This is a genomic window from Cognataquiflexum rubidum, from assembly GCF_022538115.1.
GTDB classification, from domain to species: domain Bacteria; phylum Bacteroidota; class Bacteroidia; order Cytophagales; family Cyclobacteriaceae; genus Cognataquiflexum; species Cognataquiflexum rubidum.
Window position 1 is genome coordinate 53,530 of the sequence record NZ_JAKZAL010000020.1, and the last position, 13,521, is coordinate 67,050.

Genomic DNA, 13,521 nt, shown 5'->3' on the forward strand with positions numbered 1-13,521 from the left:
CATTTCCAAAAATCATTTTTTACCTAATGGAAGTATTACAATCACCTTGGTGCCTTCTTCTTTTTGACTTTCTACCCGGATACTTCCTCCTAGGATATCAACGAGATTTTTGGTAATGGCCAGTCCCAGACCTGTTCCTTCATAAATCCGGCTATTTCCCTTGCTTTCCTGCTCAAAAGGTTTGAACAGAATCTGCTGAAAATCCTGACTCATGCCTATTCCCTGATCGGTCACCGTCAGCGTGATTTTATCACCCAAACCATTTAAAGTAATGGAAATAATGCCTTTATCGGAATATTTGATAGCATTGCCGACAAGGTTATTGACAATCATCTCAAAATACCTTTGGTCAATCCATCCCTTCAAAGGTTGGGTTTCATATTTGACTGAAAGCAAAAGTCCTTTTTTTACGGCAAGACCTTTCAAGGGCAAAAGGATGGTGGCCAAAAAATCATTGATGTTGGATTCTTTGTAAACCACCTCGAGTTTTTTTGCTTCAATTTTGGAAAGGTCAAGGATGCTGTTGATCGTACTCAAAAGCCGCTCGCCCGATTCCTGGATTATCTCAAGCTGCGAAATCAGATTAGCATCCTCCTGCCTCTGTAAGATGATGTTTTCGGTACTTCCCAAAATTCCATTGAGCGGCGTCCTTATTTCATGGCTGATGTTGGACAGGAAGTTTGATTTGAGCTTGTTGGCTTCCTCTGCCTTGTCTTTTGCTTCCTGAAGGCCTTTTTCAAAGGCCTTCTCGGCAGTCACATCCCGGAACACAGATAAAATCAAAGGATTGCCAGCATGGTCGGATTTTAACATGGCCACATAAAGTTCAATTTCTTTCATTCCACCCCTCAAAGGCATGCTCAATTCAAAGGTCATCCCTTTATTTTCCTCGTTGGTGATGGCAGGCAAAATAACTTCTCTCTTCCTTGGGTAAAATTCCGGATCTGTAAACAAATTGGTAACAAATCCCTTTTCGATTTCTTTGACCGGAAGTGAAACCAATTTTGCCAGACTTGGATTGGCCGCAATGATTTTGCCCGCATCGGTAGAAAGCAACAAACCATCCTTGGAACTGTTCCAAACATTCCTAAATTGGTCTTCTGTATTGAATACCTGTTTGATTTTTTCATCGATGGTCTTTTTGAGCAGGCCTTCTTTTCTCAACAAATTGAGAAGGGTATTAAAAAGAAATCCAATCAGCAGAAAAACAAAAAGCACCGAAATCACAAACCATGGCTGAAGGTAGACGGGCTTCAAAATCTTAAAACCTTCAGAAGCAACTTCGGGAGTATTAAAAACCCCATCAACACCAGCTTTAAGGAGAAGTCTATAATTCCCCGCAGGAAGGTTGTTGAAAGTCAGCACGTTTGTTCTCGGATTGACTATTTCTGTCCATTCATCTTGGAGGCCTTCCAACTTATACTTGATGACGAGGTCATTAGGTTGGATAAAAGAAACAGCCCTATAGGTAATTTCGATATTATTGACTCCGAAGGGAATCCGCATCAAGTCAACCCCTTCACTTTCGCTCCCAAGAACTTTGACTGAAAGTATTTTGGTGATGGGAGAATATACCCTTTCAATGTTTTCTTCAGGAATAAAAACAGAAAGCCCTTTGCTGGTACCTATCCAGATTCTGCCATTGTCACTTTCCAACAAGGCCCCCCTATTTGTTTCCAGTCCAGATAGCCCTGATACTTCCGTATAATGGTCAGCCCTACCGTCTTTTATCTTGTATAAACCCTTATCTGTTCCTACCCATAAATACCCTTTGGAATCTTTCAGGAGAGAATAAACCGGCCTGTCAATATTGCCTCCCGCAGTTTGGAAATAGTCAAACTTACCCTCACAAAAATACTTTAGCCCGGATTCAGTGCCTAGAATCAGGCAGCCATTCTCTTCCTCGATATAATCAAACCCAACAGCAGTAACAAAACTTTGTTTTTCCACGATCCCATCTGTAAAATTGGGATTGCTGCCCTGCATAAAAATTATCCTTCCATCCCGGAGTTTCCCTGTTTTCCGGACAAATATCTGATCCTGACCAAAAATCTTCAAAATGTTATCGGTGATTTCATTCAGGAAATGAGATCCTTTGTTTGCAATCGAGGAAAGATAGAGACTTCCTCTAGCCGCAATAAATAGACTGTCTCCGATAACCCGGACAGATGTTACAAATCTTTGTTGAGGACTTGGCTGAAAGTCAACTTTCGAGGTTTTTGGATCCAGCCTACCGATCCCCTTCAAGTTGGATGAAAACCAGATGATTCCGTTTTTGTCCTTGTCAAAATTGCTGATCCTGAATTTGGGATGGCCTACCAGCCCTTCATAACCATAAAGAGTCTTGACATCAGAATTCCTGGACCATATCTGCAGGCCGTTGTTAAACCCAATCAAATAACGGGAGGAATCCAGCCCAATTATAGCCGTGACTTCATCATCTAAAAGTGATTTGGAGCTATAGTTGATGAATCTAAAGGAATTGATGTTGGCTAAGCCACGGTTGGTTGCAATCCATTTGATCCCCTCGCGATCCACAAGAAAACCATGAATAAAATAGGCCTTTAGGACATCATAAGAATCTATTTCAAGGCTTCTGTTAAGTTTGGGATCATATTTATACAGCTGGGAATTGTAATTGTAATACACCCTGCCTTCAAAAACCTGCAAGTGACTGAAATCTACGACGCTGAAGATCTCTCTTTCAAAATTTTGTCTAAGAATTTTTTCAGGGGATTCATAGGATTTGCCATAAGCCAAGAAGTCTAATCCCAAAAAATAATACCCTTTGGTGACCTCGTCAAAAGCAATATGCTGGACCTTTGCAGGCAGATCAATTCCTTTGAATGCATATTCTTGAAGATGTCCATCCCTGAAAATATAAGTCTGGTACCTAAACAAAACCAGAATCCCATCTGGAGTTCCCAAGTCGGATTTGAACGGACCTGCATTCCGAAAATCAAATTCCTGCATTTGCCAGGAGCTTTCATTTTCATTCCTGAAAAACAGTTTGCTATCAGAAAACAATAAGTATTGCCATCCTTCAGGTGTTTTTTTGGGAAGGAAAAGCAGCAGGTCTTGATTTCCATCGATTGGAAGGTTGGTTTTTAAGTCAAACTCCTCCCAAATCCCATCCTGGTAAAAATACGCCTTTGGTTCATTGATCAAATTGCTTATCCAGATTCGACTATCCTCATCTTTAAAAATCCTCACTTCATTGGTCAAATCACTTTGGATATCTTCAGGTAAAGGATAGGTATCAAAACCATCCGAATAGAAAACCCCAAGAGAGGTATTAAACCACATCAGCCCTTCTTTGTCCTGCAAAACCTGATGGATAATATCAGAAGGCAGGTCAACTCCTTTGATCTGATTATTGAACTGGAAGGTCTGCGCAAAAGCAGTATGTCCAAACCAAACAAAGAAAATAAGAAGCAGGGCTTTTTGCATAGGGGTACCGTACGCCGTCTAAATTAGAAAAAGATACGGATAGTGTAAATTAATTGGATATTGTTTCCCTTTTCTTTTTGTGGACGGGCTTAATCCTTTATTTTTGTGCAAACTATAAAAATCGCAGCATGAGTGTTTTAGTCAATAAAGATTCCAAAATAATTGTGCAGGGCTTTACCGGTTCGGAAGGTTCTTTTCACGCACAGCAAATGATCGAATACGGAACCAACGTCGTTGGCGGTGTGACTCCCGGAAAAGGAGGTACAAGCCACTTGGAAAGACCGGTTTTTAACTCGGTAGAAGAAGCTGTCCAAAAGACAGGCGCCAATACATCGATCATATTTGTTCCACCGGCATTCGCTGCTGATGCCATCATGGAAGCTGCAGACGCAGGGATCAAAGTCATCATCACCATCACGGAAGGTATTCCTGTGGCAGATATGATGAGGGCAAAACCATATATCAAGGAAAGAGGTGCTACACTGATCGGACCTAACTGTCCGGGTGTCATCACTCCGGGAGAAGCCAAAGTAGGTATCATGCCGGGCTTTGTCTTCAAAAAAGGCAGAATCGGAATTGTTTCCAAGTCAGGAACATTGACCTATGAAGCAGCGGACCAAATCGCCAAAGCGGGTCTCGGTGTATCCACAGCCATCGGTATCGGCGGAGATCCGATCATCGGAACCTCCACCAAAGATGCGGTTCAGCTCTTGATGGAAGATCCTGAGACGGATGCTATCGTCATGATCGGTGAGATCGGAGGAAATTACGAAGCTGACGCTGCAAGATGGATCAGAGCAAATGGTAACAAAAAACCGGTAGTAGGATTTATCGCCGGACAGACTGCCCCTCCGGGACGCAGAATGGGTCACGCAGGTGCCATCATCGGTGGTGCTGACGATACCGCGATAGCCAAAATGCGCATCATGGCCGAAAACGGAATCCACGTAGCTGAATCTCCGGCTGAGATCGGCGCTGTGATGGCGAAGGTTTTGGGAGTTACAGCATAATAAGTACATTGATTTTGTAATCTGATATTTATTGATATTGGATATTTGGATATTAAAAAAACCGTTCTGATTGATTTCAGAACGGTTTTTTGTTTTGATAAAAATTGGTAAATGAGTTCAAAAAAGAATTCCAGACAACTTATTCTTCTACGATATTCAAACCGTGTTTTTTCTCGAATTCGTCTCTTTTCAATTCAAATCTCTCCGCCTCGGCGTTGACCATATCCAAGGACTCGTTGTATCTGGTAAATAATTCCCCTATGTTTTTTTCCATTTCTCCAAAATTAAACTGCATGGCATCTACCTGTAATTGGGAGGCTTTTTCTACCATGGCAATCTGACTGTTTTTGAGATCTTCCAACAACATCAAGGCCCTATCCATTTTTACTAATTTCTCTCTGTTATCCATTTTATTTGATTTTTTCAATAAATAATACAATAACCATTCCTAAGTCATATTTAAAATTGTTTTTGTTTTAAAATAGCGCAAAGAACAGAGATCTGAGAGGTGGTTGCAACAAGCTATACTCGTAATTCCCTCTCAGACAGTTTAAAGAAATTTCTACCGCTATTTCTTTCTATTGCATTATATTTAAGTAAAAAGCCTGATCATGCGCAATTTCCCTTCCTACAAACAAAGTAAACCTTCCGGCCAGTATGATGCCATTGTCATTGGTTCGGGACTGGGCGGGCTTACCACGGCTGCCCTACTTTCCCAACACAGCCAAAAAGTGCTGGTACTTGAAAAACACTACACCATCGGCGGTTTTACCCATGTTTTCAAAAGGAAAGATTATGAATGGGACGTGGGCATTCACTATGTCGGCGATATGCACAATAACCAAAAACTTATGCCACGCCTTTTCCAGCACATCACTCAGGGGAAATTACAGTGGAAAGACATGGGAGAAGTGTATGATAAGATCGTTTTTGAGGATAAAACCTATGATTTGGTAAAAGGCCGAAAAAATCTTGTTGCCAAACTAAAATCAGATTTTGATACTCCTGAAGACCATGCTGCCATTGACCGCTATATGGAAGCAGTGAAAAATGTAATTGTAAGCAGCAGGGGTTTTTACAGTATGAAGGTAGTACCAGGTTTAATAGGGAAATGGCTTCGCAAATGGACTTCAAGGAAATTCCTTAAATTCTCAGATATCACCACCCTGGAAATGCTCCGGACTTTTACAAATAATGAAAAGCTGATTGGGGTACTTTGTGGCCAATACGGAGATTATGGTCTTCCTCCTGCACAAAGCAGTTTTGCCATGCATGCCATCCTGGTCAATCACTATTTCAACGGAGGATACTTCCCTGTTGGCGGCTCGGCCAAAATTGCCGAAAACATCTATCCCCAAATCACAGCAGGAGGTGGTGATGTGTATTCCAATGCTGAAGTGAAGGAGATTATTTTCGAAGGAAATAAGGCAGTAGGCGTGCGGATGGCAGATGACCATGTGCTGAAAGCTGACCGGATTATCAGCAATGCAGGAGTATTTAATACCTTTCAAAAGCTTATCGACAAGAAGCATCCGCTTTATCCCCAACTGGAACGTCAATTTGATGGCTTGCGTGCTTCCGTGGCACATTTATGTCTGTATATTGGGTTGAAAAAAAACAGCCAAGAATTGCAATTGCCCACTTCCAATTTCTGGATTTACCCTGGCTACGACCACGATAAAACTGTGCGGGAATATCTTTCCAATCCAGATGAGAAGCCATTTCCCGTCGTATATATTTCCTTTCCTTCGGCCAAAGATCCGGATTGGGTGAATCGTTACCCCGGGACTTCCACCATCGAGATAATCTCGCTGGCACCGTATGAGTGGTTTAAAAACTGGGAAGATACCCGTTGGGGAAAAAGAGGGGAAGATTACAATGCCATGAAAGAGAAATGGTCCTTGCGGTTATTGGAAAACCTCTACAGGCAACTTCCTCATTTAAAAGGACAGGTAGATTATTACGAGCTTTCCACGCCTCTATCCACTAAAAATTTTACAGGCTACCAATCAGGTGAAATATATGGGCTCGAACATAGTCCTGAAAGATTCCGAAATGAACACCTCACTCCACATACTCCTTTTAAAAACCTGTATCTGACAGGGCAAGATATTGTTTCCTGTGGGATCGGAGGCGCGCTTATGAGCGGTCTGATTACATCATCCGCTATTTTGAGGAAAAACCTTATTAAAAGTATTATGAAATGAGGATAAGTTCTTCTTTGGGAGCATGGCAACAAATCAATTAAGTTGAGAACAAGAAAAGAAGCAGAGAATTTCAGATTTCAAAGTCAAGGAATTTGTTTTTAGCAGTATGTAATACTTTAAAAACTTTTATCATCCTATTTTGAAATTTTCCAATCTTCCAATCCGCCACGGCGGACAAGTTCTTTCAATTTCTTACCTTTGCGGCTTCAATTTCTTTTCCATGATTTCAGTAGACAATATTTCCGTCATCCACGGCGGTAAAGCCCTCTTCAGTGATGTATCATTTTCCATCAACGAAAATGACAAAATAGCCCTGATGGGCAAAAATGGCGCCGGCAAATCCACCATGCTCAAAATCATCGCCGGCGGGACCAAACCATCCTCAGGGGGCGTTTCCGCTCCAAAAGGTGCAGTGATCGCATATTTGCCACAGCATTTGTTGACGGCGGATGATTGTACGGTTTTTGAAGAAACTTCTAAGGCATTTGCTTCCTACCTCGATATGAAAACCGAAATCGAAAGGCTCAATGAAGAACTTACCGTTCGTACTGACTATGACTCCGAAGATTATTATAAAATCATTGAGCAGGTTTCCGAGCTCAGTGAAAAGTTCTACGCCATCGAGGAGGTCAATTACGAAGCAGAAGTAGAGAAAGTGCTTTTGGGATTGGGATTTGAAAGGAAAGATTTCAAAAGATCAACATCTGAGTTCTCCGGTGGATGGAGGATGAGGATCGAACTTGCCAAGATACTTTTGCAGAAACCGGATTTGATCCTATTGGATGAACCGACCAACCACCTTGACATAGAATCCATCCAATGGCTGGAAGATTTTTTGACCCAAAAAGCAAAAGCTGTTGTGGTCATCTCCCACGACAGAGCTTTTGTAGACAATATAACCACCCGTACAATTGAAGTGACAATGGGGCGGATATATGACTACAAAGCCAAATACAGCCATTACCTTGAACTGAGAAAAGAGCGCCGCGAGCAACAGCAGAAGCATTTCGAGGAGCAGCAAAGGGTTATGGCAGATATCCAAGGATTCATCGACCGCTTCAAAGGCACTTATTCCAAAACCCTTCAGGTGCAGTCACGGGTGAAAATGCTGGAGAAAATGGAAATCATTGAAGTGGACGAAGTGGATACTTCAGCCTTGAAGTTACGCTTCCCGCCTTCTCCAAGGTCCGGAAAATACCCTGTTATCGTAGAAGAACTTACCAAATCCTATGGCAACCATGTTGTGTTCAAGGATGCAAGTATGATCATCGAACAAGGTCAGAAAATCTCCTTTGTAGGTAAAAACGGAGAAGGAAAATCCACGATGATCAAAGCCATCATGGGCGAAATTGATTTTCAGGGCAAATGCGAATTGGGCCACAATGCCATGATCGGCTACTTTGCGCAGAACCAGGCTTCCTTATTGGATGAAAGCCTCACCATATTCGAAACCATCGATAATATCGCAGTTGGAGAAGTCAGGGGTAAGATCAAAGATTTATTGGGCGCTTTTATGTTCAAGGGTGACGACATCAACAAAAAAGTGAAGGTCCTATCCGGTGGGGAAAAGACCAGGTTGGCGATGATCAAATTGCTACTTGAACCAGTCAACCTTTTGATCCTCGATGAACCTACCAATCACCTGGATATGAAAACCAAAGATATCATCAAAGATGCCTTGAAGGCTTTTGACGGCACTTTGATCATCGTATCCCACGACAGGGATTTCTTGGATGGCTTGGTGACCAAGGTATTTGAATTTGGAAACAAACGGGTTAAGGAACACTTCGAGGATATCAATGGATTTTTGAGGAATAAGAAATTGGAGAATTTGAGAGAGGTTGAAAGGAAGTCGTAGCGAAGCGAAGATTACTAGAGTGGAGCGATTCGGAATGAAATGATATATACTTCGTGGTTTTTTGAGATATATTGCCTTCGGCGATATAATTTAATTCAAGAATCGAATAGTTCACTTCTTCAATGCCTCTTCTAAAATAATCATCTCCTCTTTATAAATTCTTTCATTAGGAAAATCTGAATTAAGTTCAGAAAATATATCGTTAGATTCATAATAATATTGTTTCCATTTATCATTCGGCTTGGTTGAAATTTCGTGAAAAAATCCAATTGATTTTAGTGAAAAAGCGAGGCCTTTCTTGAATTCAACATTATCGGGAAAGGAATTGTAGAGTTCCCTTACTAAAGAAAGATCCTTTTCATAAAAAGTAAGTGCATCGTCGAATTTGCCAAGTGTGGAATAGGAATCTGCCAAATAGGAATTTGATAATGCAAAATTATATTTATAATCCATTGAATCTGGAAAGGACAAATAAAGCTCCTTTTGTAGGAAATAATATTGTTCATAATTTTCAGTGGCACTTTCTAAATTATCCATAGATTGGTGTGTTACACCGAGCTTCAAAAATGAAACAGCCAATTTATTTTTTATTTCTACATCTTTTGGACTGGTTTCGAGGAGTTCTTTTTCTAAACCATTATATTTTTCAAAATAAAATAACGCATTTTCAAAGTCGTTCATTAATAGATAAGAATCACCAATTTTCAAACAAGAAATAGACAAATCTTTTTTATATTGAATATTTCGAGGATTGGAATTTAATAGTTCCTTTAAAATGTCGAAAGCCTCTAAAGAATATTTAAGAGATTCTTTGGTGTTTCTGATCTGGATAAAAAAATCTGCTAGTTTTAACAATGAAATTGCGTAACCATGCTGAAAAGACAAATTTAAAGGGTGTTTTTTATAAAGATCTTGGGAAAAATGGTGATATTGAAAATAGCATTTTCCACCTTTTTCCATTTCCCCTAGATAAATATATGTATCCCCAAGGCGTTGAAATGAAAGGGATAAACCATGGATATGTTCCTCATTTTGAGGAGAGATTTTATTTAGTTCAAGATAAATAATATTGTATTTTTTATAAAACCCTAAGGCCAAATGTAGTCTACCAGACATGCTTAATACATTTCCTAATCTTTCAAGAGTTGGGGCTAAATTGACTAAAATAAACTCATTTCTTGGATCTTGAGAATAGGCTTCAGTCACCAACAGATTACTTTCAAAATAAAATCTTTCTGCTGTCTTAAAATCTCCCAATGAAAGTTGGGTATCTCCTAATTTTGAAAATGAAATTGATAATCCAATTTTGGTAATTAAGTTTTGGGGATATTTATTAACAAGGTCAATACGTAACTTATTGCCTTCTTCAAAGTATTTTAATGCTTTTTCAAGATCACCAATTGCTAAAGAGATATTTCCCACCCTTTCATTAGAAGTCGCTAATGAATGTTTAAATCTTTCATTTATTGGGTATTTATTCAAAAGTGATTCAGAAAGCTGTAGACATACCTTGAAGTAAGTAAGTGCATTTTCCAGATTCCCTGTCGTATTATGAAAAAAACCAACACTATCAAATAGCCTTACTATATCTTCTCTTTCAGGTAAAGCAAGCTGATACAAATTCAGGAGCATTCCTGTTGCAAATTCAGCATATCTACCCCAAGTTATATTTTCAGTGTAGCTTGAATTATTAAAGTGTCCTGTACTTCCTTCATATTCCAACTTGAAATTCAAAAACATAATTAACGGTTGACAATCTTCTAAAAGAGAGTCCTCATTTTTTTTGCGAACAACTTCCTGAATTATTGGACTTATCTTAAAAGCAGAATGATTTTCACTAAACTCTATCCAACCATTCCCTGCCAATCCTAAAAGTAAATTATCTAAATCTTCAAGATCAGGTAGAATCTCGTTAAATAACTGGTAAGGCATTGATTCCGGAGGCAATACTGAAAAAATAGACAAAATTTTACTTTGATCCTTTGTTATTTCACCTAGATCAAACATTGCAGATATTATTACTTCAGGTTTTTCTCTTCGGAGAATTAGGTTTTCGGCCTGATAAGGAGTATTTATTAATTCTGTTTTTATTCCAAATAATCCTTTTTGAAGAAGGTCTTTAAGTAGTTCTGAAAGGGGATATTTTTTCTTTAATGGATTGTTGAATTGATTGATATTTTTTGCAAGTAATTCAATTACCAAAGTATTATTTCCAACAGCCTTCAAAACTTGAACAAGAAGGCTGTCTTCTTTTGATTCATGTTGAGGATAATGAAATTTGAAAAGAGCCTTAGCTTCTTTCATTTTAAGGTTTTTGAGTTTAAAAAAATTGTAAATTGAAAGTTTTGTTATTCTTGTTGTACAAATTATTTGAAAGTTTAGAATTGATCTGAGAGTAGGGTAATTTCTTTCTAATTCAATGGCATTATTTGCATTATCAAGGATAAGAAGACAAGGTTTATCCAATTCTGCCAATTCCTTAATTACTTTTTCAACCCTTTTCTCATTTGTCATTGATTCCTCAAATTCAACTCCCATTGCCAAAGCGAGTTCTAAAATTGCGTCTTGAAGCCCTTTATCTGCGAAAACCCAGGCCATGTGTGAATATTCACTAGCAAATTTGTAATAGTATTTTGAAACAAATGTAGTTTTACCAATACCTCCTTCACCATTTATTAAGACTATTACATTTTCCCCTTCAAAAAGCAATTTATGTACATGGTCTAAATCCTTGTCCCGCCCAAGAAAAACTTCTGGTGGAAAAGGCAATCTACCTAGATGTTTGGGTAATTTTCTTTCTCCATATTTGAAAACTGGGTTATTTAAAGTGCTGTCAATAAATTGGTACTTGATAAAATCACCCATTGGAGGTCTAATTAAAAGTGGTATTGTCAAAACTACCCCCAATGAACTGATTCTTTATATTCGCTCCCTTATTTTTGACAGCATAACCTTTTTTACCTTCCCTTTTTTTCCAATCGTTAATAGTAAATTCATCGGCCTGTAGACGATCTAATTCTTTATTGAATTGGTTCCAAAGATTATCTGAATCTGTATATGAAGAATAGAAATGTTCAAGAGACTGTAGTTTGGATTTAAATAAATCAAGTGTTGGCTCGACCACTTTGTTTGATTTCTTGAAATAAGTGAATATAAATGGTTTATCTGTTGATTTAAATTTCCCAAATGCCTCTTCAAATTCTTCGGCAGAATAAATTCCTACTTTGGTGTGAGCTAAGAGAACAAATAGATCGCATTCGGAGATATATTTATTGTATTCATCTTGCGAGCGAGTTTTAGACATTTTGGCAGAGATGTCTTCCCAAATATCCAGATGCAGGAATATCTCATTATCAATCCACATTTTACACTTCCGGTAAACTTCTCGCTCAAACCGCTCCCGTTCTAACGCAAGCTCATTTGAGGAAGCCAAGAATATTTTTATTTTTCTAATACCCATTTTTTACATTAGTTTAAAATATAAAGAGGTTACTAAAACTAAATAATATTCATTTAATTTCATAGTCAAAAATTCTTTTATATTAGAAATGGATCAGACATAATATCTTCAAAATTCATCTTTTTGTTTAAAATCCCCCTTGCATTAATACCAACATCAAAGCCTGCTGAATAGCCAAGTGGCCATCTTTGTTGATGAAATACTCTCCTAGGCTATGGGCACCATATCCGATGCCACCACGGCCGATGGTCACTGCAGGAATTCCTTTGGAAAATGCCACGTTACTATTGGTTGAACTTGAACTTAGCTCAGGCTTCTTTCCTCCTGTCATGTAATCGGCGATCGCCATGGTCTGTTGGATCAAAGCCGATTCAGGTGATGCGATACCACTTGGACGGTCTCCTACTTTTTCGATGTCAACAATCAATTTTTCCCCTCTTCTGATTATGGCATTTTCCTTTTCCAATCCAATTTGCATGGATTCGAGAAAGATCTGGTTGATTCCTTTCAGCTTTTCCTGGCTTTCGGAGCGCATGTCCACGAGCATCCATGATTCAAAGGGAATGGAATTGACCGAAGTTCCTCCTCCCAAAACAGAAATGCTGTAAGTGGTTTTCAAACCTTCTTTGGTAAATTCATCGGCTTTTGGCACAAAGGAAGCAACTGCCTGTGCAAGTGCATTGTGTGGATTCCCGATCCCAAAAGCGCCATAAGAATGTCCTCCAGGACCTTTGAAAGTTACTCTGTAACGGAGCGAGCCAATTCCACCATTGACAATATCTTCCAATCCTCCACCGTCAATGGCAATAAAAGAAGCGATAGGTTGCCCGCCTTCGCGGAAAAGATGTTTCATGCCTTTCAAGTCTCCGAGACCTTCCTCGCCAACAGAACCTGTAAACCAGATATCGCATTCGGTCCTGATGTTTTGACTGCTCATCGTTTTGACCAAAGCCACTACTACCGCCAAAGCCCTGTTGGCATCCGTGATTCCCGGCGCAAATAAGGTATCTCCTCTTTGTTTGACTTTCACATCAGTGCCAAAGGGAAAAACCGTATCCAAATGCGCGTCAACTACGATAGTCTTGTCCGATTTGGTTCCTTTCCGCAGCGCAATGACATTACCTACCTCATCTGTCCAAACAGAGTCGGCCCCAGCTTTGCGCAGCATATCTGCATAGACAAGACCTTTTTCCTTTTCGTGGAAAGTCGGCGTCGGGATTTCTGTTAGTGTAATCATATCCTGAATGGTCACCGGATCGATCTCGATGATGTAATCAAATGCCTTTTTTACGGCAGGTTTCTTGGCCAGTTCCTGTACTTCTTTTTGGTATTTGGGTTGGATAGTCTGTGCAAAGACGTGGTTTCCAAAAAACAGAGAAAATACAAGAAGGAAGGTCAGATTCAGTTTCATTTGTGATGGGATTTGATCAAGCGAATTAGAATAAATTCAGGAAAAGGGACAATACCGTCTGTAAATTTCTAAAAGTATAAGTGGAAACCTGCTTCTTTGCCAGTAATTCTAAAATCTACTTCAGA

The 13,521-nt window shown here is 39.4% G+C and carries 8 protein-coding genes; 3 read left to right on the plus strand and 5 right to left on the minus strand.

Translation table 11 applies throughout. The features are described 5' to 3' along the window. Positions 1 to 12: 12 nt before the first annotated feature. A complete protein-coding gene (locus tag MMU05_RS18305) occupies positions 13 to 3,450 on the minus strand; it encodes a sensor histidine kinase (RefSeq protein WP_241143125.1) in 3,438 nt (1,145 codons plus the stop codon). 128 nt (positions 3,451 to 3,578) lie between these two features. On the opposite strand from MMU05_RS18305, the gene sucD reads away from it, so the two are divergent. Then, complete coding sequence (sucD, locus tag MMU05_RS18310) at positions 3,579 to 4,460, plus strand: succinate--CoA ligase subunit alpha (protein ID WP_241143126.1); 882 nt, start codon at positions 3,579 to 3,581, stop codon at positions 4,458 to 4,460. A gap of 139 nt (positions 4,461 to 4,599) precedes the next feature. Here the strand turns inward: sucD and MMU05_RS18315 are convergent, their stop codons facing one another. Continuing rightward, positions 4,600 to 4,869 (minus strand): hypothetical protein, encoded by a 270-nt coding sequence (locus MMU05_RS18315; RefSeq protein ID WP_241143127.1) that lies wholly within the window; start codon positions 4,867 to 4,869, stop codon positions 4,600 to 4,602. Positions 4,870 to 5,071: 202 nt separating this feature from the next. Here MMU05_RS18315 and MMU05_RS18320 point away from each other — a divergent pair, with 202 nt between their 5' ends. Beyond that, positions 5,072 to 6,667, plus strand: a complete 1,596-nt coding sequence (locus MMU05_RS18320; protein WP_241143128.1) for a phytoene desaturase family protein — start codon at positions 5,072 to 5,074, stop codon at positions 6,665 to 6,667. Between the two features lie 220 nt (positions 6,668 to 6,887). Then, positions 6,888 to 8,525, plus strand: a complete 1,638-nt coding sequence (locus tag MMU05_RS18325; protein ID WP_241143129.1) for an ABC-F family ATP-binding cassette domain-containing protein — start codon at positions 6,888 to 6,890, stop codon at positions 8,523 to 8,525. Positions 8,526 to 8,636: 111 nt separating this feature from the next. Here the strand turns inward: MMU05_RS18325 and MMU05_RS18330 are convergent, their stop codons facing one another. From MMU05_RS18330 to MMU05_RS18340, 3 genes are all read right to left on the minus strand, one after another. After that, positions 8,637 to 11,390: a tetratricopeptide repeat protein gene (locus MMU05_RS18330; protein WP_241143130.1), complete on the minus strand. Its 2,754-nt coding sequence runs from the start codon at positions 11,388 to 11,390 to the stop codon at positions 8,637 to 8,639. A 7-nt stretch (positions 11,391 to 11,397) separates the two neighbouring features. Then, entirely contained in the window at positions 11,398 to 11,985 is a 588-nt protein-coding gene (locus tag MMU05_RS18335; RefSeq protein WP_241143131.1) for a DUF4062 domain-containing protein, read from the minus strand. Positions 11,986 to 12,112: 127 nt separating this feature from the next. Beyond that, complete coding sequence (locus tag MMU05_RS18340; protein WP_241143132.1) at positions 12,113 to 13,396, minus strand: M20/M25/M40 family metallo-hydrolase; 1,284 nt, start codon at positions 13,394 to 13,396, stop codon at positions 12,113 to 12,115. Positions 13,397 to 13,521 lie beyond the last annotated feature (125 nt).

What these genes read in the sequence shown, in the direction of transcription:
- MMU05_RS18305 (WP_241143125.1), bottom strand. Translation starts at nt 3,450, where the DNA reads ATGCAAAAAGCCCTGCTTCTTATTTTCTTTGTTTGGTTTGGACATACT.
- sucD (WP_241143126.1), top strand. Translation starts at nt 3,579, where the DNA reads ATGAGTGTTTTAGTCAATAAAGATTCCAAAATAATTGTGCAGGGCTTT.
- MMU05_RS18315 (WP_241143127.1), bottom strand. Translation starts at nt 4,869, where the DNA reads ATGGATAACAGAGAGAAATTAGTAAAAATGGATAGGGCCTTGATGTTG.
- MMU05_RS18320 (WP_241143128.1), top strand. Translation starts at nt 5,072, where the DNA reads ATGCGCAATTTCCCTTCCTACAAACAAAGTAAACCTTCCGGCCAGTAT.
- MMU05_RS18325 (WP_241143129.1), top strand. Translation starts at nt 6,888, where the DNA reads ATGATTTCAGTAGACAATATTTCCGTCATCCACGGCGGTAAAGCCCTC.
- MMU05_RS18330 (WP_241143130.1), bottom strand. Translation starts at nt 11,390, where the DNA reads ATGGGTGATTTTATCAAGTACCAATTTATTGACAGCACTTTAAATAAC.
- MMU05_RS18335 (WP_241143131.1), bottom strand. Translation starts at nt 11,985, where the DNA reads ATGGGTATTAGAAAAATAAAAATATTCTTGGCTTCCTCAAATGAGCTT.
- MMU05_RS18340 (WP_241143132.1), bottom strand. Translation starts at nt 13,396, where the DNA reads ATGAAACTGAATCTGACCTTCCTTCTTGTATTTTCTCTGTTTTTTGGA.